Here is a 26011-nt window from a genome sequence, read left to right on the forward strand (position 1 = left end):
AACAAATTGCTGTAAAAATGAGATCGACAACCATTACCGGCCGATAAAAATACCAGACAAGAGTAAGCGTTTTGTTCATGAAGGCAAGGTATTAATCAAACAAACCCGGTTGCTTAGCTGTCCCATCACCGTGCTCAATCCTTATTTTGTTAACTAAAAAATGCGCTTGCCTGGTTGGTTCTGGTATGCGGTAACCACGAATGCAGTTTCTAATCACATCAACGCTTTGCCGGATACTGATATTATGCCCCGGCGAAATATAAATGGGGTTACAACGCACTTTGCTTCGTAAGGCCACACCAACTTGTTCATTATTATGATACATCGGGCTTTCGGCAAAGGGTTTATCAGCAGGCTCATTAAAATTACCGTAGAGCCTGCTTTTAGCACTGCCAATAGTAGGTATGGTAGTTATTAATCCAAAATGCGTGGCTATGCCCATACGGCGTTCATGTGCTATACCCTGGCCATCTAACACCAGCAGGTCAGGTTTGATAACAAGATTATTCCAGGCATTAAAGAGTGCGGGCACTTCTCTGAAAGCCAGCAGTCCGGATATGTAGGGAAAAGTTGTGTGCGCTATTGCAGTTGCTGTGCTTATAATCTTCAATTCGGGATACGTAAAAACCACAATACCGGCATATAAAACTTCTGAATTTTTGTTGAACGATACATCAGCACCCGCGATGGTACGAATGGGCGAGGTCAGTTCCTTAATGCTGATCTGTTTACGCAACTCTTGCTGATGAGCAATTGCGTCGGCTGGAGTGAAATGCTCGTAACCGCTTGGGTCTTCCATTTCAATTTAACATAAAAAAGCCTCCGCTTGTTTAAGGGAGGCTTTGTATGTTAACCTAAATATGATTTTAATATCTTGCTTCGCGATGTATGCCTTAAGCGTTGTAAAGCCTTATCTTTTATCTGGCGAACCCGTTCACGGGTAAGGTTGAATTTCTCACCTATCTCTTCAAGAGATAACGGATGGTTAGAACCTAAACCAAAAAACAATACAATTATCTCGCGCTCGCGCTCCGTTAAAGTAGATAGTGAACGTTTGATCTCTTCTGATAGCGATTCGTTGATCAGGATAGAGTCGGTATTTGGCTCCTGGTTTTCCAATACATCTAAGAGTGTATTTTCTTCACCCTGTACAAACGGTGCATCCATAGATACGTGACGACCGCTGTTACTAAGTGTATCAGATATCTTATCCACCGTAGTTTCCAATATGTCTGCAAGCTCCTCTGGTGATGGCTCACGTTCGTATTCTTGCTCTAATTTTGAAAAAGCTTTGCTGATCTTGCTTAACGAACCAACCTGGTTCAATGGTAAACGTACGATACGGCTTTGCTCAGCAATAGCTTGTAATATCGACTGGCGTATCCACCATACAGCGTAGGAAATAAATTTGAAGCCTTTAGTTTCGTCAAAGCGTTTTGCAGCTTTTATTAAGCCTAAGTTACCTTCGTTAATAAGGTCGCCCAAGGTAAGTCCCTGGTTTTGATATTGTTTAGCTACCGATACCACAAAACGAAGGTTTGTTTTTGTTAAACGTTCTAATGCGGCCTGGTCGCCTTCTCTAATTTTCTGTGCTAAGATTACTTCTTCTTCGGCAGTTATCAGGTCAACTTTACCAATTTCGTGTAAGTATTTGTCAAGGGATTGTGACTCACGATTGGTAATTGATTGAGTTATTTTGAGTTGTCTCATCTATTTAATTAGCCTCGATTCTTTGATTTAGAATTGAACGTGCAAAAGTACGCATTTGTTTGTTAAAAAACCAGTTTTACTATAAGAAAACCAGTATTTTACCCTAAAATGAGAAAATATTTTAGTACGTTAAATTTGGAATAATTTTTGTGGTTAACAAGATATCCTCGTTATTTCGGTTTATAGGCACAAGTTACAAATCTTTAAGCATAAAGGTATCTTTTAACTTAATTCCTTTTTCAGTTTGCTGCAAAGTGCAGCATTCAATTACAGGGTCGTGTTCTAAATACAATATGTATTCATTGTCTACAGCTTCTTTCCAATAGTGTTTTCGCTCATCAAGTGTCTTCATCGGGAACATATCGTATGCCATTACGTATGGGAGAGGTATATGCCCTACAGATGGAAGCAGATCTGCCATATATAAGATTTGTTTTCCTTTGTAGCTTATCTGTGGCAACATCATGGCATCAGTATGTCCATAAGCGAAACGTATCTTTACATCGTTGGTGAAAGTTACACCATCCTGTGCTTCAATAAACTTTAGCTGTCCGCTTTCCTGTATTGGCAAAATATTCTCTTTAAGAAATGATGCTTTTTCACGATCATTTGGATTAACCGCCCATTCCCAATGCTGTGCGTTACTCCAGTAAGTGGCATTTTTAAAAGCAGGGGTGAGGTTGCCATTTATATGCTCCACAGCACCACCAACGTGGTCAAAATGCAGGTGAGTTAAGAACACATCTGTTATGTCATTTCGGTTAAAACCTTTGGCTGCTAATGAACTGTCTATAGTATCTGTGCCATGCAGATAATAATGGCTAAAGAACTTTTCGTCCTGTTTATTGCCTATCCCGGTATCTATCAATATCAGTCTGTCTCCGTCCTCAACCAATAGACACCGCATGGCCCAGGTGCACAGGTTCTTATCGTCGGCAGGGTTAGTTTTCTGCCAAAGAGATTTCGGTACTACGCCAAACATCGCGCCGCCATCCAATTTAAAAAAACCGGTATCTATAGTATGTAGTTTCATAGCGTACCAATTATAGGAAAAAATATCTTTGCAGCGTGAATGACATTTTCGGACAAGCGCTTTTTGACCATTACAAACATAACCGCAAGCATAAACTTTGGATAAAAAACAAATATGGCCCTAAAGAGGAAATGCCGGTTGATGTTTATTTTCGGGATGAGGCCGAGATGCCTGATCTGGAATTGATTGCTTTGGAAAAATGTAAGGGTTCAGTATTAGACATTGGTGCAGGTGCGGGCAGCCACGCCCTTATGCTTCAAGATAAAGGCATTGATGTTACGGCATTGGATATTTCACCCCTGGCAGTTGCCATTATGCAACAACGCGGTGTGAAACAAGCCTTCGCAAGGGATATCTTCGAACTTAGCCATCAGCAATATGACACTTTGTTGCTGCTGATGAATGGCATTGGCTTATGCGGAACCTTAGACGGTTTACGTAGATTTTTACGGCATGCCAAAACGCTGCTTAAATCCAGCGGATGTTTACTGTTCGACTCATCTGACGTTGCCTACCTTTATGATGGCCAACCACCACAAAACGATGATTATTACGGCGAAATATCTTATCAATATGTTTATAAAGGGAAGAAAACAGATTGGTTCAAATGGCTTTATGTTGATAATGAGACACTAAAGCGAATAGCTTTAGAAGAAGAATGGATTAGTGAGGTATTGTATACTGATGATATGGACCAATATCTTGTAAAGCTTACACCTGTAAGCTATAAGGAATAGTTTAGTTGGTTGTGTTTCAGTAGTTTCTTTTCTTGAAAAAAGATGTAAAAAATTTGTTATATCCATTTAAATAGATATTTTTACGGAGTTATACCCTAAATAATAACTAAAAGTTGAGAAGATTTCTGGCTATATTGCTACTAAGCGTACATCTGTTTAATGCAGGTGGGTATACCGTTATCTTCGAGTATTTCATCCATCGATCCGAGCAGCAGATCGTTAAACAGATCTACGAAAACAAGGTTGATGCTACTCAACTTGTGCAAATAAAAGTTCCTGTTCACACGCCGGGCATTCAAGACTGGCCGGATTATGAAAAAGTTCAAGGACAAGTTCAATTAAAAAACGGTTTCTACAATTATGTTGGCGTTAAGATGACCAGGGATACCATGTACCTTGTTTGTGTGGCCAACGAAGTAAAGAACAAATTATTTGAGGCTAACACCATTATAGCCAAAAATGTAAGTGATGCGCCTTTAACTAAGAAAGGGCAGGAGCCATCAGCTAAAAAACTAAGTTCTCCGGTATCAGAATACAATGTACCGGTCACCCAGGTAAATTTTCTGAATTTTAATGATCCTTCTCTACAAAGGGGAAATCTTATATCTTCTGTATTAACCCATCCATACATCGAATCTCCGGGCAAGCCGCCCAATCAACTTATTGGTTGATTAATAATTATATAAAGATTTTTTCGTCTGCTTAGGCACAATGCTACGTCACGTTTTGTCGTAACGTGTCAGATGTATATGCATAACGCAGAATACAATTAAGCACCGGCCATCAAATTTGTGAGATTTTTTGGCGGCCGGTGTTTATTGATACTTTTTATCCCGATTACTTTAAACCCTTATGAATAAAACTTTACAATATATAAAGTATTGTATCAGTGCGTTTGCTGTAATGGCTTTAAGCCAAACAGCTAAGGCTCAAACCGAGTCAGACGCGTTGATGATACCTAAAAATTACTTTTGTGCAGCCGGCGTTTACACCCATAATAGCTGGGACCACTACTGGGAAGGCACCTTTAGACGCGATAATCTTAACCTTGGTACTGTGAGCAGCAACGTATATGCCCTTGGCGGTAACTACGGTTTAAGCAACCGCATCAATTTACTTTTTATGGTACCGTATGTTAAAACCAATGTTTCTGCGGGTACACTACGCGGACAGCAGGGTTTTCAGGACATAAGCCTTGCGTTTAAATGGATGGCTGTAAAGCAGGAGGTTGGCACGGGTTTACTTAGCTTACATGCTATTGTATCAGGCAATATACCGGTTGGCAATTACCAGGCAGATTACCTTCCACTTTCTATAGGTATGCGCAGCAAAAGCATTGCTGTTAGAGGCTTATTAAATTACCAGGTAGGCAGGTTCTTTGTTGCCGGCGCAGGGCAATACGTTCGCCGCGATAATATTACTATCGATCGTGATTCTTACTTCACAACAGAGATGCATTACACCAATCAGGTTGCAATGCCAAACATGACCAATTTTTTATTCAGTACAGGTTACCGCAGCTTAAAATTTAATGCCGAGGTAACGCTTACGCACATGAATACCATTGGTGGTTTCGATATCACCAAAAACAACATGCCATTCCCAAGCAACAATATGCAGGCAACGGCGGTAGGCAGCATTTTTAAGTACATGTTCCAGTCGATACCGGGTCTTGAGTTTACGGCAGGCGGCAGTTGGGTATTGCACGGCCGTAATTACGGACAGAATTTAGGCGTGTTTGGCGGTGTTTACTACGTATTCTCAACCAAAGGAGAAAAATCAGATAAATAATATTACAGATGAAAAAGAATTTACTACATATATTACCAGTGATGTTTGCGGCGGTATCGGTACTTACATCATCTTGTAAAAAAGAAATTGTTGAGCGGAACATGGAGTTCCCGGCGTTAGCACCAGCTAACTTAGACCTAAACGCTGATACCTGGAAACCTATTCTGACCAGCTCTTCTACATTTACCGTTACTGCACCCGATGCTGTGACTTCGCCAAATTATCTTGCCGATCTTAACGAAATTAAAAGCTATCAGCGCAACTTAACAAAGGAACAGCGAGACATTATCACTTACTGGAGCGCAGGATCAGTACTTCGCTGGAACGAGATTTTACGCGATCTGGTTGCTAAACACAACTTACCGCCTTATCAAAAAGATGGTGGTACTTACCCGGCTCCAAGTGCTGCCAACCCTTTAGCTTATCCATTATTTCCTTTTGCTAATCCGCCTTACGCTGCCCGTGCTTATGCTTATGTAAGTGCTGCTCAATACGACGCACTGGTACAAGCCTGGAAATTTAAAAAACAATATAACCGCCCTGCGCCCTACAAAACTGATGCGGCAATTAATGCTTTAGTGCCAAAATCTGACCTGCCTTCTTACCCAAGTGAGGATGCAGTGGTGTCAGGGGTTACTGCTAAGATGATGGAGTTACTTTTCCCGGGTGATCTGGATTTTATTCGCCAGAAAGCTGCTGAAGAAAAATTATACCGTATTATGGCTGGTGCAAATGCCCGCTCTGATATGGACGCAGGTGAATCTTTAGGTCGCCAGGTTGCTGATGTGTTCTTAGCCCGCGCTCGAACAGATAAAGCAGGTGCAGCTATTGGTACGAAAGAAATATGGGATAAACTGGAAGCAGATACAAAAGCAACGGGCCAAATCCCATGGATAAGTTTAGAGTTGCCAAAACGCCCGCCAATGTTGCCATTGTTCACAAAAGTTACACCATTCTTATTTGCTCCTGAGACTGTTGTTGCTTTGCGCCCGGCTCCGCCATACTCTACAAGCTCGCCTGAGTTCAAAAAAGAAGCGGACGAAGTGTTGCAAATGAGCATGAACCGCAGCCGCGAACACGAGCGCATTGTAGCATTTTGGGCAGATGGCGTAGGTACAGTTACACCTCCGGGACACTGGAACACCATAGCTGCTGAGGAGTTTGTAAAACATAATTTAAGCGAAGTGCGCTGGGCACGTAACTTTGCATTATTGAACATGGCCGAAATGGATGCAGCAATAGTATGCTGGGATGCCAAGTACGCCTACTTTAATCCTCGCCCTTGCCAATATATGCTTGATATAAAGACCCTTACCGGCGTGCCAAACTTCCCGTCATATACATCTGGACACTCTAACTTTAGCGGCGCAGCTGCCACTATTTTAGGCTACCTGGTGCCGGAGCGTAAAGACGACTTTATGGCAATGGCGAACGAGGCTGCGATGTCAAGATTATACGGCGCTATTCACTACCGCAGTGACTGCGAAGTTGGCTTAAAAACCGGTATCAAAGTAGGCGAATATGCAATAGCTCGCGCTAAAACAGATGGTGCTAACTAATAAAATATAAGTGCAGGGTGATGAAGACTGAGCAAAAGATCCATTACGTATTACGAATAGCCATAGCCATGTGTTTTATTGGCCATGGTTCATTCGGTATTATTACTAAGCAGATTTGGTGCAATTATTTTGCGGTGTTTGGCATAGGCACGAAAGCGGCCTATGCCCTAATGCCGTGGGTAGGAGCTGCGGATATCGCTTTGGGTTTGATCATGCTTTTCAGGCCGATGCGGGCAATTGCGCTTTGGCTGGTTGTATGGGGAACGTTAACAGCATTTCTGCGCCCCGCATCAGGCGAGCCTTTTGCGGAGTTCATTGAAAGGGCCGGCAACTTCGGCGCACCGCTGGCTATGCTTATCCTGTCAGGAGGAATTAAGAGCTTTAAAAATTTGTTTGAGCTTATAGATCCTGCGGCCGAAGTTGACGCCAAGACCATGGCGCGGGTTTATAACTGCCTTAAAACAGTTGGTTTTTTGTTATTGATAGGACACGGCTGGCTTAATCTCTTGCAAAAGAAAAGTCTGCTTGGGCAATATGCATCGCTCGGCTTTACAGAACCGGCTAAAGTGGCGCAAATGGCAGGAGTTTTCGAGATAACGGCCGCTGTGCTGGTGTTGTTTAAGCCTATCCGCAACCTGATCCTCATTTTTATTATATGGAAAGCTGCAACCGAACTATTTTATCCCAGGTACGAGATATTTGAATGGATAGAGCGCGGTGGTAGCTACGGCACTTTGATAGCCTTATGGCTCTCATTAAAACAAGTTTCTTCAAATCTCACAATACCGTTCTTATCAAAAAAATTCTGATTTTTTAGAGGGGGACTTTCAACCAACCAATCACCTTTTTTGCAATCCTTCAGGGTTGCCTGTCATTCTATTACCTAAAAACCCACAAAATGAAACTGATTTACAAGGTGCTTGCGGGCACTATCATATTTATAATATTTAACAATGTAACAGCAAACGCACAAGGCTGTGTAGCTATCAGCGGCAAAGGCGCATTCACTGTAATGGAACATCCTATGCTTGATAGCAGTATCACTCCCGGCAAAGAAAGCAGCTGGGTATTTACATCAGCTTACCGCTACTTTCACTCTTACAAGCACTTTAAAGGTACAGAAGAACAAAAGCAACGTCAAACCTTACATAACGAAGTGGTAAACTTTCAAAATACCATTGATCTGAGCCTTACTCGTAATTTCAACCGCTTCTGGTCTGTTACTGTAGGTATTCCTTACCTCATAAACATCCGATCCTCACTTTATGAGCACGGCGGTAAAGAACGCCACAGGTCGTATTCACATGGTTTTGGCGATGCCCGCGTTGTTGCTTATCGCTGGTTGTTTGATCCGCGGACCTCACATAACGGAAACCTGCAGGTTGGCTTAGGTATTAAATTGCCTACGGGAGATTATAATTATCACAGTTATTTTTACAACGTAACACCGTCGAACCGTCCGGTAGATCAATCTATCCAATTAGGCGACGGCGGAGTAGGCGCAATAGCCGAGTTAAATGGCTTTTTGCATCTGGGAGGACGTTTCAGCGGTTACACCAATTTGTATTATATGGCCAACCCGCGTAACACAAACGGCACGCGTACTTACCGCGAAACATTAAGCCCGCTACTTGCTAATGAAAGCATCATGAGTGTGCCGGATCAATACCTGGCGCGATTAGGAGTAAATTATACCTTTAATGGTTCGTTCAGCGCACTCACCGCATCAGTTGGTGGCCGTATGGAGGGTATCCCGGTGCGCGACCTGATCGGGAAAAGTGATGGTTTCCGTCGTCCCGGCTACATCATATCGGTTGAGCCTTCGTTAAACTACAGTTTGAAGAGAGTTAACCTTTTTGCGAGCGTTCCTGTTGCTTTGAAAAGAAACCGCCAGCAAAGTGTAACTGATAAAGAGAATTCGGCGAAAACAGGCACTTATGTGATAGGTGACGCAGCTTTTGCGGATTACTCTATCAATTTCGGTGTGTCCTTTAAGTTTTAATTATATTGGTTCTATAAAAGCCGGGGTGGTTCCCGGCTTTTTTTGTTTATGACTGGTATTTGATGGTAAAAATAATAGCTTTACCGCCATGAACTCTGCTGAACAAAACTTCAAAGAAACAGGCTTAAGCCTTCCGCCGGCGCCAAAACCGCTTGGTGTTTATAAACCATGTTTAATTGATGGTAAGTATCTGTATCTGTCGGGCCACGGCACCGTGCAGGACGACGGGTCACTTATCATTGGTCGTGTAGGCGATACTATCGATATGGAAAATGGTAAGCTTGCTGCAAGGCAGGTGGGTTTGGCCATGCTGGCTACCATCAAGGAAAACCTGGGTAGCCTGGATAGGATTAAACGCGTAATTAAGGTTTTAGGCATGGTTAATTGCACGCCCGATTTTGAACGCCATCCTTACATCATTAACGGTGCAAGCGAATTGTTTGCCCAAGTTTGGGGCGAAGAAAATGGTATTGGCGTGCGCAGTGCGGTGGGTATGGGATCATTACCGGATAATATTCCTGTTGAGATAGAAGCGCTATTTGAACTGGTTTAAACGTAGCATATCCTATGGAAAATCCTGATTGGTATATCATTGATAAAGTTGATGAATTAGATACACCTGCACTTGTTGTGTATCCTGAAAGGGTGAGCTACAATATTGATCTTTTGAAAGCGATGGTTGATGATGTAGCACGTTTGAGACCGCATGCTAAAAGCCATAAAAGCGCTGCTGCTGCTAAATTGATGATCCGGAAAGGTATAATCAAGTTTAAATGCGCCACTATTGCCGAAGCAGAAATGTTGGGCATGGCCGGAGCTAAGGATGTACTCTTAGCTTACCAACCGGCGGGACCAAAGCTTAAGCGGTTTATCGAGGTGATAAAAACTTATCCGGATACTCAATATTCCTGTTTGGTGGATAATGAACAATCCGCACTTGAAATTTCTGAACAGGCAATCGCTAACAATCTGATCATCCCCGTTTTTATTGATCTGAATATTGGTATGAACCGCACAGGCATAAAGTCTGTAGATGCGTTGGCGTTATATTCGCGTTGTAACGCCTTACCTGGTTTGTCTTTGAAAGGCTTGCATGCTTACGACGGCCACATCCATGATAGTGATTTTGAGGTAAGACGGAAACGTTCGGATGAAGCGATGCAGCCTGTTCTTCAATTAACTAAAGATTTGCAAAAACAGGGCTTCGAAAAGCCACTGCTAATAGCCGGAGGTTCGCCAACTATGCCCATCATAAAAGAAATTAAAGATGCAGAGCTTAGTCCCGGTACTTTTGTGTATTGGGATAAAGGCTATGGTGATGCCTACCCCGAACAGCCCTTTAAACCGGCTGCTTTGTTGATAGCACGCGTAATTTCATTACCTGATGAAGCTAAGATATGTATTGATCTTGGCCACAAATCAGTGTCTGCAGAGCGCCCGCTTAACGAACGCGTTTTTTTCCTTAACGCGCCAGAACTGAAATTTGTGAGCCACAGCGAAGAGCATCTTGTAGCTGATGCCGGCGCTGGTCATAACTATAAAGTTGGCGATGTGTTGTATGGTCTGCCTTTTCATGTTTGCCCTTCGGTAGCACTGTATGAAAGGGCTCTCACCGTCGAAGATAGTATCATTTCAGGTGAGTGGAAAATCATTGCAAGAGATAGAAAGATAAACATTTAATATTCGAGCGATTCAAAAGATATGTTCACGATAGATGCACACTTAGACCTAAGCATGAACGCTCTTGAGTGGAACCGCGACCTGACACAACCGGTTGCCGCCATCAATGCGCGTGAAGTTGGTTTAACTGACAAACCAGACAGGGCTAAAGCCGTTGTGGCCTTGCCGGAGTTGAGGAAGGGAAAGATAGGGTTGGTGGTTGCAACGCAGTTAGGTCGTTACGTTGCGCCTAATAATCATTTGCCCGGGTGGCATTCGCCGCAACAGGCATGGGCGCAAACCCAGGGGCAACTTGCTTGGTACAAAGCCATGGAGGATGCGGGCGAAATGGTGCAGATAAATGATCTTGCATCTTTAGAGTCGCATGTAAGCCTGTGGCAAAATGATAATGACAGTACTAATAAGCCGATAGGTTATATCTTAAGCTTAGAAGGGGCAGATTCCATCGTGGATGTTTCCTACTTGCAAACGGCATACAATTATGGACTTAGGGCTTTAGGCCCCGCGCATTACGGGCCGGGGCGTTATGCCAACGGAACCGATGCAACGGGGGTGATGGGTGATAACGGCCTGCAACTACTTAAAGAAATGGAGCGGCTGAACATCATCTTAGATGCCACTCATCTGTGCGATGATGCTTTTTGGCAGGCGCTGGATAATTTTGGCGGCTATGTTTGGGCAAGCCATAATAATTGCCGCGCACTGGTTAATCATAACCGCCAGTATAGCGACGAAATGATAAGGGCATTGATAAACCGCGGCGCTGTTATAGGCGCAGCCTTAGATGCCTGGATGATGGTACCAGGATGGGTTAGAGGACAATCAGATCCTAAACAAATGAATTGTAATTTGGAAGTGATGGCCGATCACATAGACCACATTTGCCAGATTGCCGGTAACGCTTTGCATGTAGGCATGGGCACCGATTTGGATGGTGCTTTTGGCAGGGAGCAATGTCCATACGACTTGGAAACCATCGCAGACCTGCAAAAAGTACCTGGTATTTTATTAAAAAGAGGATACAGCCAAACAGATATTGAAAATATGATGTATGGCAACTGGCTACGTTTTCTACGTAACGCCTGGAAATAAGATATTATGGGTGCAGAAGCCGACCGATTAAAAACTACCGGATGGAAGCGTTGGGGACCTTACGTTAGCGACCGCCAGTGGGGTACCGTGCGGGAAGATTACAGTGCTAACGGCGACGCCTGGAACTACATCACTCATGATATGGCCCGCAGTAAAGCATACCGTTGGGGAGAGGAGGGGATTGCAGGTATTTGTGATCTAAAGCAATTGCTTTGCTTCTCAGTAGCGTTTTGGAACAAGCAAGACCATATTATCAAAGAACGTTTTTTTGGGTTAAGCAATGCCGAAGGTAATCACGGCGAAGACGTAAAGGAGCTATACTATTATTTAGATAATACGCCTACCCACTCGTATATGAAAATGCTGTATAAGTATCCCCAGCAGGCATTTCCGTACGATCAATTGGTGGCAGAGAACCGAAAACGAGATCGCAACAAACCGGAATTTGAAATTATTGATACCGGTATTTTTGATAACGATGAATATTTTGATCTGCAGGTAGAGTACGCAAAAGCTGGTATAGACGACATCCTGATCAAAATAATTGTTACCAATCGCGGCAAGCAAGCCGCCAGGCTAAATGTGCTGCCAACTATCTGGTTTCGCAATACATGGGATTGGGGCTATGATGATTACAAGCCGCAATTAAGTGATAGTAATGGTAGCATAAACATCATACATAAAGATCTTGACATACACAGTCTTTTAGCAGAAGGCAACACAGAAACACTCTTTTGTGAAAACGAAACCAACATCGTCCGCTTTGGTGGGATCAATAGCAAACAGGAATACTACAAGGATGGAATAAATGATCATATCGTTAACCAATCTGATACAGTTAACAAAGCAAAAGTTGGAACGCGTGCGGCTTACAATTACGATATTGAAGTCGCCGGCGGCGAAAGCAAAGTGATCAGACTGAGGTTGACAGCAAATGAAGGCGCTAATTTTAAAGATTTTGACGACCTCTTCACCGCCCGCGAGGCGGAAGCGGATGAGTTTTACAACAACTTGTTACCTGCCAAAAACGCTCCAGAAAAAGCGATGATAAGACGGCAAGCCTACGCTGGTCTGCTTTGGAACAAGCAATTTTATTATTACGATGTTCATCAATGGTTGAAGGGCGACCCCGGAGAACCTGCTCCACCTCAAAGCCGCTTGCACGCGCGTAACAGCAAATGGCAGCACTTTAACAACCGTGGCGACATTATTTCCATGCCTGATAAATGGGAGTATCCCTGGTTTGCCGCGTGGGACCTTGCATTCCATTGCATTGCTTTGGCCGGAATTGATATGGCTTTTGCTAAAAATCAGTTGAGCCTGTTAATAAGAGATTGGTACATGCACCCCAACGGACAGCTACCTGCATACGAATGGGATTTTGGCGATGCTAATCCACCGGTACATGCCATGGCTACCTGGAAAATATATCTGCAGGACAAACAAGCTAACGGCGGCGTGGGCGATACCTTCTTTTTAGAGCGCATCTTCCATAAGCTTATGCTAAACTTTACCTGGTGGGTTAACCGTAAAGATGAGGTAGGCAACAACATATTTGAGGGCGGCTTTTTGGGGATGGATAATATCGGCGTATTAGACCGCAACACTAAGTTTACAAACGGCGCACACCTTGAGCAGGTTGATGGCACAAGTTGGATGGCTATGTTTTCGTTGAACCTGTTAGGCATTGCTGCGGAGCTTGCCCAGGCCAATAAAGCTTACCGGGATATAGCTTCTAAATATTTCGAGCATTTTATTTACATAGCCGAAGCGATGTCGAGCCTGGGAGAGGGTGGTCAGGCAGGTTTGTGGGATGAAGGGGACAACTTCTTTTACGACCAGTTGCGGATGCCTGATGGCAGCGCATTAAAAATGCGTATTCGAAGTATGGTAGGTTTAATACCAATGTTTGCTGCTGAAGTGTTAGATGATGCGGACATCAGCAGCAATCCGATCTTTGCCGACAGGCTGGAATGGTTCAAAGATAACCGGCCGGATCTGGCAGCGCTGGTTTCCCGGTGGGACGAGCGAAGCGCAAACGGCAAGCACCTGATCAGTTTACTGCGTGGGCATAGGATGAAAGGGTTATTAAGCTACATGCTTGATGAGAATGAATTTTTGAGTCCATACGGTATACGTTCCTTGTCTAAATATCATCTCGAACATCCGTTCAGCATCACTATTGATGGTAACCTCTTTAGCATTAAATATACTCCGGGCGATAGCGATGGGACAATGTTTGGTGGCAATAGTAACTGGCGCGGCCCTGTGTGGGTACCGCTCAACTATCTGTTGATCCAAAGCCTTAACACTTACCATGAATTTTATGGCGACGATTTTCAGGTGGAATGTCCAACCGGATCAGGCAATATGATGAATTTGAATCAAGTTGCAAACGAGATCTACAGGCGTATTTCCAATTTGTTCCTTAACAATGCAGATGGTCACCGGCCTGCTAACGGTACTACCGAAAAGGTACAAACAGACCCTAATTTTAAGGACAATATTTTATTTTACGAGTTTTTTGACGGTGACACGGGGCGTGGCTTAGGTGCATCACATCAAACTGGATGGACGGGTTTGATCGCAAACTGTCTGTATCAGTAGGATAAAATAGTGTCTAAATAATTGTGTACTAAGGACACATTAAATTTCTTTTCTTCAAATTATTGATTTAGATTTACTTACCAAGTAATAAACAAACACTAAATCAATTATGAGTTTAAACAGACGCAAGTTTTTACAAAGCACAGGTACACTTGCACTTAGTAGCGCCGTATTATCAGCAAACGCATCTTCGTTATTTGCAAAACATCCTATAGGCATACAATTATTTACATTTTTTAATATAATTGATGATGATGTGAAAGGCACCTTAACTAAGATCAAAGCGATGGGTTATGGAGAACTGGAATCGGCATTCAGCAAAAAGGGTGGCTACTATGGCTTTAAACCGAAGGAATTTAAAACATTAGCTAATGACCTCGGCCTGACCTGGAAATCGCACCATGTGCTTGGCGCGCCATTTAAGTTGCCGGCAGGTGCTAAAATGCCGGCAGGGCCTGATGGTAAGCCAATGGTAATACCTCCAATGCTTAACCTTACCGATAATATGCAGCAGCTGGTTGACGAAGCAGCAGAAGGCGGGTTGAAATATCTTTTGTGTGCTATGACGCCAACCGGTACTACCGAGGAGATCAAGCAATCGATCGCTGTTTTAAACAAGACGGGTGAAGCAGCGGCCAAAGCCGGTTTGCAATTTGCTTACCATAATCATGACATGGAATTTAAAGCGGTAGACGGAAGCGTGCCGTATGACCTGCTACTTTCAGAAACCGATCCTAAGAAAGTTAAAATGGAGCTTGATCTTGCCTGGGCGATGAAGGCGGGTAAAAATCCTGTCGAATTATTTAAGGCTCATCCCGGCCGTTTCCCATTATGGCATGTTAAAGACCTCGATGCAAGCCGAGAAAACATAATGCCTGTTGGTAGTGGTACGCTTGATTTTAAACCGGTTTTTGCTGCTGCTTCAATTGCCGGTATGCAAAGTTTTTTTGTTGAGCATGATATGCCTAAAGATGCATTTGCCAGCGCAGCCGCAAGCATACAATACATCAATAAAAATATCAATATTTAATAATATGCAATTTGTACAGGCTTAGCGAAGATAAGCCTGTACAAATTCATCATTTCTGATAGTGTTTATTAGTGCATTTAAATATGGTTTAGCATCGGCATCGTTATCAAGGCTTGCAGAGTAATCTTCCAACTCATCCAAATAGTCAACAGCCTCTTCCTCATCTTCAAATAGCAAAACCACGTCACCGTTTATTTCAGCATCGGTACCATTCGGCGGGGTCGGTAAATCAAATTGATCAAAGGCCGCAGCTGTAAACGCCGGGCTTCCTGTTTGCGGGATATCTATCTTTAACATAATAAACCTTTTTAAGTTGAACGCTTGTATCAGCTTTTAGGTTTTGGCCTTTCTGCAACTATGCCATCATAACGAATACTTTGTTTGTTAACGCTAACAACAGAAAGATTTGCGTAACCGGTAGGATAAACCTCCAAATACATTTGCGTTCTGTTGGTAATGTCATTTGGCTTGATAAAAATGCGATATCCACCTTTTTTAAGATTATCCACCTTATAATCAAACTTAGTTGATGTAAATTTTATTCCGCCATCATCGTTTGGAGTGTAACCAGTATTCATGTAAGCTACCCCGAAAAAGGGCAGAAAGGACGTTACTGTGTCTGGTGCGATGGTAAGATCGTAGATGCGATCAAGGTAACGTTGGCCACCACCCATAGGGTACATAAAGGTTGCTTTAAAAACAAAGTTTTTCGACTCTACCAGATTTTTTACTTCCTGTGCCTTAAGTTCCTTTTTGGTTGGCTTTGTTGTTTGCGCATTAACTTGTGTAATACAGAACAACGCCGATAATACGACAGAGAATATGATTAATAAGCGTTTCATTGTAAATGCTTTATAAAGATGACTTAATTATTTATTAGACTATAGTTGGCTGTTTAGGTTTAAATTAATAACCGATAATTAACCTGAGTTTATAACGACTTTGCAGTTCATAATTAGTACATTTTTTTACTACAAGATGCAGGCCGAATCGCAATTCCATAAATAATAAATAATAAAAAAAGCTACCCGCCGGTCGACGAGTAGCTTTTGTGTCTAATTTTCCTTAATTATCCTGAAAAGTATTATATCAAATTAACGCTTCTATTAACAAATTCGGTTAGCTCGGCGCCTGTAAGCAATCCCTGTGATAGTAAAGCTAAGTCAAACGCTTGTTTAGCCAATTGAGCTTGTTCGTCAGTGTTTTCGTTGTTCAGAATGCGGCTGATCAGTTTATGGTTGCCATTTACAATAACTTTGTAGTTATCAGGCATGTTGCCATAGAAGCCCATGCCACCACCCATAGCTGCCATATCTTTCATGCGGCGCATAAACTCATCCATGGTAACGGTGACAGGTAACTCATCAGGGTGCAGACTTTCCAGTTCAACACGGTAAGCCGGTTTGTTAATGGCCTTGTCGAATATCTCTTTCACCTGTTTGGTTTGTTCTTCTGTTAACACGTGTTCAGGCGCATCATCTTTTTTGATCAGCTTATCGGCAACATCAGCATCAACCCGCTTAAGCGAAGTTTTCTCCAGCTTTTGCTCTAACTGACTAATGAAGTGGTTATCGATAGGAGAGTTCATCAGTAAAACATCGTAACCCTTTTTGTTGGCCGATTGGATGAACGAATCCTGCTTATCGGCATCGTTAGTGTAGATGTAAACTAACTGTCCATCTTTATCTGTTTGTGTACCTTCAACTTTTTCTTTGTACTCGGGCAAAGTAAAATTTTCTTTAGCCGTATTGGTTAACAGAACGAAATCTTTGGCTTTATCATAAAATTTCTCATCGCTGATAGCGCCGTATTTTACAAATAAACCAATATCGCTCCATTTATCTTCATAGGCTTTGCGGTCGTTTTTAAATAGCTCAGCAAGCTTGTCAGCAACTTTTTTGGTGATGTAGCTGTTTATCTTCTTTACGTTGCTATCGGCCTGTAAGAAGCTACGCGATACGTTCAGCGGAATGTCCGGTGAATCGATAACACCGTGCAACAGCATCAGGAATTCAGGCACAATATCTTTCACCTCTTCGGTAATGAATACCTGTCGAGAGAACAATTTGATCTTGTTTTTTTGAAATTCGAAATCGTTTTTAACCTTGGGGAAGTACAAAACACCAGTAAGGTTGAACGGATAATCTACATTCAGGTGGATCCAGAACAATGGATCTTGGCTGAATGGATAAAGCTCTTTGTAGAATTTTAGGTAATCTTCGTCCTTTAACTCGTTAGGAGATTTTGTCCAGATGGGGTTGGTATCGTTGATAATATTGTCAACAGTAACCGTTGTGTATTTGGTTTTACCTTCGTCGTCAACACCTTCCTCAACGCTGTCTTCTTTGGTGCCAAATTTAATAGGCACAGGCAGGAATTTACAGTATTTGTCAAGAATTTCTTGCAACCTGTGTTCGTTCAGGAACTCCTCAGACTCTGCATTGATGTGCAAGGTAATTTCGGTACCACGTTCTTCCAGGTTACCGTCGCTAATTTCAAACTCAGTGCTGCCATCACAAACCCAGTGGGCAGGGGTAGCACCATCCTGGTAGCTTAAAGTTTCAATTTCAACCTTATCGGCAACCATAAAGGCAGAGTAGAAGCCCAAACCAAAACGACCGATGATCTCATTGGCGTCTTTAGCTTCTTTAAACTTCTCCATAAACTCGGTAGCTCCTGAGAAAGCTATCTGATTGATGTACTTTTTGATCTCTTCGGCCGTCATACCAATACCATTATCAGATATGGTTATGGTCTTTTTGTGGGCATCAAATGCAACTTCAACGCGCAGGTCGCCAAGTTCGCCTTTGTACTGACCAAGGGCGGCAAGCCGTTTTATTTTTTGTGTTGCATCTACCGCATTTGATACCAGTTCGCGCAGAAATATCTCGGTATCAGAGTATAAGAATTTTTTAATGATGGGAAAAATGTTCTCGGTATGTATCGAGATGGTTCCTTTTTCTTGCATTGTATTGAGTAATTTTAAGTTTGATTAATTGTAATGCAAACCCAGCATCAATGCCTGTTCCAAAGGATTTATCATTGCCAAATTGGCAGATAAGAACTTCAAGTACTGACCTAAGAAGCTACCGGAAAGGTCATAATAAACGCAGAACCTTTTCCTTCGGTAGACTGAACCTGGATGTTACCCTTATGCAAAAGCATAATTTGCTTACATAAACTCAGGCCGATACCAGTACCGGTTTTGCGTGTACTAAAGAACGGGATAAAGATCTTGTCTAACAGTTCTGGTGGCATACCTACACCATTGTCTATTACCTTTACCAACAGTTTGCCACCTTGTTGCTCGGCCTGCAGGATTATCTGCGGTTCTTCGCGGTCTTTTACGGCCTCTATGGCGTTCACCAGCAGGTTGATTAGCACCTGGTCTAAAAGGTTTACGTCAGCCTCTATAGTAAGGGCAGGATCGCGAAGGATAATATCCAACTCAATGTTCTTTTTCTCCAGCGACGGCGTCATTAGCGTGTTCAGGTTCTCAAACATATCGCGCACCAGCATACGGGTAAGATCGAGCTTGGTTATCTTGTTGAGACTTCGGTAACTTTCAGTAAATTTCAGCAAGCCATCGCTACGGCGTTTGATGGTATCTATACCCAGGCCAATATCTTCAAGGTCAATATTTTGTAACCGATCGGTCAGTTCCGGATCTGCAAGTCGGTTTTTCAACGTATCGGCCAACGAAGAAATAGGGGCAACAGAATTCATGATCTCATGCGTCATTACATTCAATAGTTTGGACCATGCCTTAGATTCAGTTTCATCCAATGCCTCGCTCACGTTCTGGAAGGCGATCAACTTATAAAGCTTATCCTCGCTACGCATCACACTAGCCGTTACCAGCATTTTTACCTGCTGCTGATCGCGGGTAATGGTCATGATGTTTCCCTCACCGGCTTTAAGCTTCATCACATCATGGTATAAAACAGCCTCGCGTTTCTCAAGCGAATGAATGGTTTTTAAATACGGAATGCCGATAAGGGTTTTAAAAGCCTCATTTATCCAGCTGATCTCACCGGTCTCTTGCTCATAACTAACAATACCTGTGTCCACCAGTTCCAAAATTTTCTGAAGATATTGATATTGCGTTTCACGCTCACGGCTGATAACCTTGAAGGTCGTATTGATATCATTAAAACCTTTACGTAAAGGCTTTAATTCCGTAGGTGCTTTGCGTACATCAAAGTGGCGAGAAAAATCGCGGTAATGTATTGATTCGACAAATTGATTTACCTCATCCTGGGCTTTTTTATTGAACCGGATAAGATCAAGCACAGAATAAACCACCAATGGTATAGTTATCACCATAAACAGATATTGCCGCAGCTCAAATATCACAAGTACGGTAGCCGTAATGGCGAGGAAAAGTAAAGCAACACGCAGCACCAGCCGCCATTCGTACCTGTTAAATATCATACTTGCTTAGTCTGCGGTAAAGTGCAGTGCGGGTTAAACCAAGCTCTTTTGCTGCACGGGTAATATTGCCATTGTGTTTATCTATTACTTTTAGAATGGCATTTTTTTCTAATGTACTCAGTTGAATATTATCCTCATCGATGATGCTTTCTGCAGGCGATTCCAAAACAGAGAATATCAGGTCATCTGCTTTAAGCAAACTATCATCAGCCATAATAACTGCACGCTCAATGGTATACTGCAGTTCGCGTACGTTACCGGGATAGCTATAGCTGCGCAATTTATTAGTAGCTGTATTATCAAAATCAGCTAGCGGCTTCATGTACTTGGTGCTGTACATTTTGGCAAAGTGTCTTGCTAATACCACAATATCTTCAGCGCGTTTGCGTAAAGGTGGCATATTGATCTCTACCGTGTTGATACGATAGATCAAATCCTTGCGGAATTTGTTCTCGTTAGCAAGTTCCTGCAAAGGCACATTTGTAGCGCATATCAGGCGGATATTGATATCTACCGCTTTATTTGTGCCTAAACGTGTAACCTGTCTGTTTTGCAGTACTGTTAATAGTTTGGCTTGTTGCTGCAGGCTGATATTACCTATTTCATCTAAAAATAAAGTGCCGCCCTCTGCTTCTTCGAAACGGCCCATACGGTCTTCCCTGGCATCAGTAAAGGCGCCTTTTTTATGGCCAAATAATTCGCTCTCAAAAAGCGAGTCGGTTAAGGCACCCACGTCTACTTTTACAAATGGTTTATCAGCTCGGAGAGAACGTTCATGTATAGCTTTTGCCATCAGGTCTTTACCGGTGCCGTTCTCTCCCAAAATAAGGATGTTTGCATCGGTAGGGGCTATCTTATTTACTTTGTGAAAGATATCTTCCATCACTTCAGATTCGCCAAGGATAGAGGTTTGGCCGGTGCTGCTTTTTACAGATTTGGATGTTTTAGCACCACCTTCTTTTTTATCCAGCAGATCGGTTATGGTATCAATCAGTTTCTCGTTATGCCAGGGCTTCACCACAAAATCGTTAGCGCCTTCCTTCAGAGACCGCACAGCAAGGTCTATGTCTCCATATGCCGTTATCATGATCACACAAACATTAGGTTTCCACTCTTTTATCTTGCGCAGCCAATAGATGCCCTCGTTGCCGGTGTTTATAGCGCTGTTAAAGTTCATATCTAAAAGCACCAGGTCTATGGTGTTCTTTTGCAGCAGCCAATTCAGGTTCTCCGGGTTTTTCTCGGTTATAATTTCTTGTGTAAGCGGCTTAAGTAACAGTTTAACAGCGGTAAGTACATCCGGGTCATCGTCAACAATTAAAACGTTGGCTTTTTTAAGTATCATAATTCAGCGTAAATCAACAGTAAATTAATCTGCAATTTAGTATTTTGACTGCTAAATATCGTACCATTTACAGCAGTGGGGCTATTATCTTGAAAATCAAACCTGATAGGCGTTAGCGGCTTTACAAAGGCGTTTTGAACGTTGTATCATAACCGAACACTTGCTGTAACAGAAGCGTACGGTGCGATATTGATATTTATGTATAAATATTTGTAAATCAATACTTTAATTTATGGCATGTGATTTTGTATTTACTTGCCAAACATTATCTAAACAACGTGGACAGAGTTATACAAAAAAAGAAGTGGAGCAATAAACGCCTGATGACCATAGCCGGTATCACCGGTGTTGTGGTGCTGGTTGCAGGCAGCATATTTTTTACATCCGGTAAAAGCAAATTGAACGTTGATACAGAACGCATTACTATAAGTGAGATAAAGAAAGGCCCTTTCCAGGAATTTATTCCGGTTAACGGCGTGGTGATGCCCCGTACTACTATATACCTTGACGCTGTTGAAGGTGGGCAGGTTGAAGAAAAGTATGTTGAAGATGGCGCTATGCTAAAAAAAGGCGATCCGATCCTGAAGCTATCCAACATAGATGAGGAGCTAAGCCTTGCATCACAAGAATCAGCAGTATTTGGCGAGCAGACACAAATGCAGATAGCCCACAATAACGCACAACAAAATACGGTAAGCAAGCTTAACCAAATGGCTGATGTTGACAATGCCTACAAAGAAGCCGAACGTATTTATTTGCTTGATAAAAGCCTTTACGAGCAAAAAGCAATAGGGTTACAGGAATACCAGGCCGCTAAAAACAACTATGACTACCAGGTGCGCCGTAAACGCTTAACTACCCAAATATTAAAGCAGGATACCAGCTTAACAAAACAACAGGAGCAACAGGCGCAGGAGCATTATGCGCAAATGAAAAACGCTTTAACCCTGATGCGGAAAAAAGTGGGAAGCTTAACTCTGCGTGCGCCGATAGACGGACAATTAACCTCTATGGATGCCGAAGTGGGGCAGAACAAAAATAAAGGTGAACACCTGGGCCAGATAGATGCACAAAATGGTTTTAAAGTACGGGTTGATGTTGAAGAGCACTACCTTTCACGTATCTACAATGGCTTAATGGGCGATTTCGTCTTTGCTGATAAAACTTATAAATTAACTATTAAAAAGGTTTACTCGCAGATCACTAACGGACGCTTTCAGGTTGATATGGAATTTGTGGGCACGGTGCCTAAAGGCATCCGTAAAGGTCAAACCCTGCAGATACGTCTTGCGCTGAGCGACGAAACAACCGCCTTACTTGTTCCTCGTGGTGGTTTTTACCAGCAAACCGGTGGTAACTGGATCTTTAAAGTAAGCGAGGATGGTAAAACAGCCTACAAAACCGATGTACAGATAGGACGCCAAAACCCTGATTATTTTGAAGTGCTGCAAGGTTTAAAACCAGGCGACAAGGTGATCACCTCAAGTTACGAGAACTACGGCGATATACAGGAACTGGTGCTAAAAGAATGATAGATTTCTTTTGCAACGAAATTGGCGCAGGCTGCGTCTGATAATTAGAAACACGAAATAAAAGACATAATCACAATTAACAACAAACCCGCCGGCCTTAAACAGCCGGTGGGTTTAAGGAGGCCAAATGATAAAAATTACAAATCTTGAGAAGTTCTATCGTACAGAAGAGGTAGAGACCATTGCGCTTAACAAGCTATCGATGCACGTTGATACCGGCGAGTTTGTTGCGATAATGGGCCCATCTGGTTGCGGTAAATCAACCCTGCTTAATATTTTGGGCATGCTGGATGACCCGGATGAAGGCAGCTACGTTTTTAACGATATTGAAGTTGCCCACTTCAACGAACGTAAACGTGCCGACCTGCGCAAACACAACATAGGTTTCGTATTCCAGAGCTTTAACCTGATCGATGAACTTACCGTTTTTGAAAATGTTGAACTCCCTTTGATCTACACAGGTGTAAGCGCGGCAGAACGCGTAAAAAGGGTAGAAGAAGTGTTAGATAAAATGCAGATCATGCACCGTCGTAACCACTACCCGCAACAATTATCCGGTGGTCAGCAACAACGTGTGGCTATTGCCCGTGCGGTTGTTAACAAACCAAAGCTGATATTGGCGGATGAGCCTACCGGTAACCTGGATAGCAGCAACGGTAACGATGTAATGGAACTTTTAACAGACCTTAACGAGCAAGGCACTACCATTATCATGGTAACACACTCTGAGCACGATGCACGTTACAGCCACCGTATCATCCGTTTGTTAGACGGACAAACTGTGATGGAAAACATCATGGTATAATAACTTACTGATCTTTAGTTAATAATATAGTTAAGTGTGCCTCCTGCTTACTCCCTCTGCCGCCCGAACCGGCAGAGGGGTTAGCTTGAGATTTGCCCAAATTTTTTCACAAAGCGCCTAATGTAAGTTGCTTGCCGGTGTTGAACAAATGGGTTAGTTTTTTAAAACCTCTAAGTAATCTATCATGATAAAAAACTACATTAAAACCGCGTTCAGAAGCCTTTACAAAAACAAAGGGTTTACCGCTATTAACATATTAGGTTTAGCACTTGGCTTGCTATCATGCCTTTTAATTGTATTATATGTTGTAGATGAGCTAAGCTTTGACCGCTACAACACAAATCACGACCGTATCTTCCGTGTAAATGAAGATCTAAAACTTGGCGATAACAAGGTTGATTACGCTGTAGCCATGCCGCCGCTGGCCAAAACCATGAAGGTTGAATACCCTTATGTTGTGGAAGCTACCCGCATTAAAGCTGCTGGCACAACACACGTAAAAAAAGGGGATCTTACCGTTGTAGAAAATCGTATCGCCTTTGCAGATGCATCTATATTCAGCGTGTTTACACTGCCCATGATAAGTGGTGACCCCAAAACTGCTTTAAAAGACCCAAATACTGTTGTCTTAACTGAAACTACTGCACGCAAGTATTTCAACACCACTGATGCCGTTGGCAAAACCATCATATTTAACGATAAAGAGAACTTTAAAGTAACCGGCGTTATCAAAGATGTACCGAAGCAATCGCATTTTAACTTTGACTTTTTTGTGTCGCTTGAATCTTTCCCTGATAGCCGTTCAAATGAATGGTTACGCAGCGATTACAACACCTATGTTTTACTGAAAGATAAAAAATACGCAAAGCAGTTAGAAGCAAGCTTCCCTGCGTTTCTTCAAAAATTTAGCGGAGCCCAAATGCAGTCAGAACTGCACATGAGTTATGATCAGTTTGAAAAGAGCGGAAGCTATTTCAGAATGAACCTTACCCCGCTGGACGACATCCATTTGAGATCAGCCCGTAACGGCGAACTTGGGCCAAATAGCACCGTTCAGTACGTTTATATATTTTCTGCTATTGCAATATTCATCCTGCTTATAGCTTGTGTTAATTTCATGAACCTAAGCACTGCGCGCTCTGCAAATCGTGCACGCGAAGTAGGCGTGCGAAAAGTCTTAGGCTCTTCGCGCAATAACCTCATCTTTCAATTCCTGGCCGAATCGCTTTTAGTAACGTTGATTGCAACAGTAATAGCTTCTTTTTCAGCTGCGGCATTGCTACCGCTATTCAATCAACTGGCAGGTAAAGAAATAGTGCTTACTGCGCAAACTGTCATCTGGCTTGTGCCTTCCCTGCTTGCAATTGTTTTAGTAGTGGGAGCCTTAGCTGGATCTTACCCTGCTTTTTTCCTATCTGCATTCCAACCTATAGCCGTATTAAAAGGAAAGCTTTCAAACGGTTTCAAAAGCAGTTTCCTGCGCAGTTTTTTGGTGGTTTTTCAATTTAGTGTATCTATTCTATTGATCATTGGCACGCTGGTGATCTATAATCAATTAAACTTTATCCAAACCAAAAATCTTGGCTACAACCGTAACCAGGTTTTGGTGGTTCAAAATGCATTCGAACTGGGTAACCAGGCATCCATCTTTAAACAGGAGTTAGCAGACCTGCCGGGCGTAAAAGCCACCACCATGACAGGCTTCTTGCCAACATCCGGATGGAAAAACACCCGTATCTTTTTCAAAGATGCTTCCCTCAATCAAAAAGAATCAATGTTCCCGCAAACCTGGGATGTTGATGCCGATTGGATACCAACCCTGGATATGAAAATGGCGCAGGGCCGTAATTTCAACAAAGATATTGCTACCGACTCATCTGCCGTGATAATCAATGAGGCAGCGGCCAGATTCCTGGGCTTTAATGATAACGCCGTAAATAAAGAATTATATCAGTCCCTTGGTGGTAAAACCGAATTAGCTAACACTAAACTGTACCATGTTGTTGGTGTTGTGAAGGACTTCCACTTTAACTCGCTTAGAGAGAAAATAGAGCCGGTTGTGTTAAAGCTTGGCCAAAACAACGGTGCATTAAGTATCAGGTTAAGTGCTAATAACCTGCCACAACTGATCAGCCAGATAAAAGCTAAATGGAGCAGCCTGTCACCCGGCTTACAGATCAATTATTCGTTCATGGATCAGGATTTTGACACCATTTACAAAAGTGAGCAACGCGTGGGTGAGATCTTTGTCATATTTACAACACTTGCTATTGTAATTGCATGCCTCGGCTTATTTGGTTTGGCAGCCTACGCCGCTGAGCAACGTACAAAAGAGATAGGTATCCGCAAGGTTTTAGGAGCCGATGTAACCTCTATTGTATCGATGTTGTCTAAAGATTTTGTAAAACTGGTTGTACTTGCACTGGTAATAGCTGCACCACTGGCCTGGTACCTAATGAACAAGTGGCTTCAGGATTTTGCCTACCGGATACATATACAGTGGTGGGTAATAGCCGCTGCCGGCATAGGTGCATTACTGATAGCGATTGTCACTATCAGTTTCCAATCAATAAAAGCTGCACTGGCAAACCCGGTTAACAGCCTCAAAGACCAATAAACAACGTTGCTACTTGTTTGACACCAGTGCATTGACT

General features: G+C 42.7%; 22 protein-coding genes. 14 read left to right on the plus strand and 8 right to left on the minus strand.

The window, feature by feature from the left end; genetic code table 11:
- Positions 1-91 precede the first annotated feature (91 nt).
- The 3 genes from nfi to FPZ42_RS10405 form a co-directional block, all read right to left on the minus strand.
- A complete protein-coding gene (gene nfi / locus FPZ42_RS10395) occupies positions 92-799 on the minus strand; it encodes a deoxyribonuclease V (RefSeq protein WP_146271071.1) in 708 nt (235 codons plus the stop codon).
- Positions 800-849: 50 nt separating this feature from the next.
- A complete protein-coding gene (locus tag FPZ42_RS10400; RefSeq protein ID WP_078348167.1) occupies positions 850-1710 on the minus strand; it encodes a sigma-70 family RNA polymerase sigma factor in 861 nt (286 codons plus the stop codon).
- Between the two features lie 193 nt (positions 1711-1903).
- On the minus strand, positions 1904-2743 hold the full coding sequence (locus FPZ42_RS10405; RefSeq protein ID WP_146271073.1) for an MBL fold metallo-hydrolase: 840 nt from the start codon (positions 2741-2743) through the stop codon (positions 1904-1906).
- 35 nt (positions 2744-2778) lie between these two features.
- Here FPZ42_RS10405 and FPZ42_RS10410 point away from each other — a divergent pair, with 35 nt between their 5' ends.
- The 11 genes from FPZ42_RS10410 to FPZ42_RS10460 all read left to right on the plus strand — a co-directional run bounded on the left by FPZ42_RS10410 (position 2779) and on the right by FPZ42_RS10460 (position 15241).
- Complete coding sequence (locus tag FPZ42_RS10410) at positions 2779-3480, plus strand: class I SAM-dependent methyltransferase (protein ID WP_186458740.1); 702 nt, start codon at positions 2779-2781, stop codon at positions 3478-3480.
- Between the two features lie 113 nt (positions 3481-3593).
- Positions 3594-4151 (plus strand): hypothetical protein, encoded by a 558-nt coding sequence (locus FPZ42_RS10415; protein ID WP_146271075.1) that lies wholly within the window; start codon positions 3594-3596, stop codon positions 4149-4151.
- A gap of 181 nt (positions 4152-4332) precedes the next feature.
- Positions 4333-5271: a transporter gene (locus tag FPZ42_RS10420; RefSeq protein ID WP_146271077.1), complete on the plus strand. Its 939-nt coding sequence runs from the start codon at positions 4333-4335 to the stop codon at positions 5269-5271.
- Positions 5272-5279: 8 nt separating this feature from the next.
- A complete protein-coding gene (locus tag FPZ42_RS10425) occupies positions 5280-6830 on the plus strand; it encodes a phosphatase PAP2 family protein (protein WP_146271079.1) in 1551 nt (516 codons plus the stop codon).
- Positions 6831-6850: 20 nt separating this feature from the next.
- Complete coding sequence (locus FPZ42_RS10430) at positions 6851-7639, plus strand: hypothetical protein (protein WP_146271081.1); 789 nt, start codon at positions 6851-6853, stop codon at positions 7637-7639.
- A gap of 89 nt (positions 7640-7728) precedes the next feature.
- Complete coding sequence (locus FPZ42_RS10435) at positions 7729-8832, plus strand: hypothetical protein (protein WP_146271083.1); 1104 nt, start codon at positions 7729-7731, stop codon at positions 8830-8832.
- Positions 8833-8920: 88 nt separating this feature from the next.
- Positions 8921-9385, plus strand: a complete 465-nt coding sequence (locus FPZ42_RS10440) for a RidA family protein (protein WP_146271085.1) — start codon at positions 8921-8923, stop codon at positions 9383-9385.
- A gap of 14 nt (positions 9386-9399) precedes the next feature.
- A complete protein-coding gene (locus FPZ42_RS10445; protein WP_146271087.1) occupies positions 9400-10512 on the plus strand; it encodes a D-TA family PLP-dependent enzyme in 1113 nt (370 codons plus the stop codon).
- Positions 10513-10533: 21 nt separating this feature from the next.
- Positions 10534-11604: a dipeptidase gene (locus tag FPZ42_RS10450; protein WP_146271089.1), complete on the plus strand. Its 1071-nt coding sequence runs from the start codon at positions 10534-10536 to the stop codon at positions 11602-11604.
- Between the two features lie 6 nt (positions 11605-11610).
- The gene (locus FPZ42_RS10455) at positions 11611-14211 is read left to right on the plus strand and encodes an MGH1-like glycoside hydrolase domain-containing protein (protein ID WP_146271091.1); all 2601 of its coding nucleotides are present in this window, start codon (positions 11611-11613) and stop codon (positions 14209-14211) included.
- Positions 14212-14320: 109 nt separating this feature from the next.
- Positions 14321-15241, plus strand: a complete 921-nt coding sequence (locus FPZ42_RS10460; protein WP_146271093.1) for a sugar phosphate isomerase/epimerase family protein — start codon at positions 14321-14323, stop codon at positions 15239-15241.
- A 21-nt stretch (positions 15242-15262) separates the two neighbouring features.
- Here the strand turns inward: FPZ42_RS10460 and FPZ42_RS10465 are convergent, their stop codons facing one another.
- The 5 genes from FPZ42_RS10465 to FPZ42_RS10485 all read right to left on the minus strand — a co-directional run bounded on the left by FPZ42_RS10465 (position 15263) and on the right by FPZ42_RS10485 (position 21020).
- Positions 15263-15538 (minus strand): hypothetical protein, encoded by a 276-nt coding sequence (locus FPZ42_RS10465; RefSeq protein WP_146271095.1) that lies wholly within the window; start codon positions 15536-15538, stop codon positions 15263-15265.
- Positions 15539-15567: 29 nt separating this feature from the next.
- Positions 15568-16083, minus strand: coding sequence for a DUF4251 domain-containing protein (locus tag FPZ42_RS10470; RefSeq protein ID WP_146271097.1), 516 nt, complete (start codon positions 16081-16083; stop codon positions 15568-15570).
- A 242-nt stretch (positions 16084-16325) separates the two neighbouring features.
- Entirely contained in the window at positions 16326-18209 is a 1884-nt protein-coding gene (htpG, locus tag FPZ42_RS10475) for a molecular chaperone HtpG (protein ID WP_146271099.1), read from the minus strand.
- Between the two features lie 110 nt (positions 18210-18319).
- Positions 18320-19675, minus strand: coding sequence for a sensor histidine kinase (locus FPZ42_RS10480; RefSeq protein ID WP_146271101.1), 1356 nt, complete (start codon positions 19673-19675; stop codon positions 18320-18322).
- A complete protein-coding gene (locus FPZ42_RS10485; protein WP_146271103.1) occupies positions 19665-21020 on the minus strand; it encodes a sigma-54-dependent transcriptional regulator in 1356 nt (451 codons plus the stop codon). The genes FPZ42_RS10480 and FPZ42_RS10485 overlap by 11 nt, the downstream gene beginning before the upstream one ends.
- 278 nt (positions 21021-21298) lie before the next feature.
- Between FPZ42_RS10485 and FPZ42_RS10490 the strand changes: the two genes are divergently transcribed.
- The 3 genes from FPZ42_RS10490 (at position 21299) to FPZ42_RS10500 (ending at position 25974) form a co-directional block, all read left to right on the plus strand.
- On the plus strand, positions 21299-22552 hold the full coding sequence (locus FPZ42_RS10490) for an efflux RND transporter periplasmic adaptor subunit (RefSeq protein ID WP_146271105.1): 1254 nt from the start codon (positions 21299-21301) through the stop codon (positions 22550-22552).
- A 127-nt stretch (positions 22553-22679) separates the two neighbouring features.
- On the plus strand, positions 22680-23357 hold the full coding sequence (locus FPZ42_RS10495; protein ID WP_117389751.1) for an ABC transporter ATP-binding protein: 678 nt from the start codon (positions 22680-22682) through the stop codon (positions 23355-23357).
- 184 nt (positions 23358-23541) lie between these two features.
- Complete coding sequence (locus FPZ42_RS10500) at positions 23542-25974, plus strand: ABC transporter permease (protein ID WP_146271108.1); 2433 nt, start codon at positions 23542-23544, stop codon at positions 25972-25974.
- Positions 25975-26011: the final 37 nt, after the last annotated feature.

The sequence above is a fragment of the Mucilaginibacter achroorhodeus genome (assembly GCF_007846095.1).
Lineage (GTDB): Bacteria > Bacteroidota > Bacteroidia > Sphingobacteriales > Sphingobacteriaceae > Mucilaginibacter > Mucilaginibacter achroorhodeus.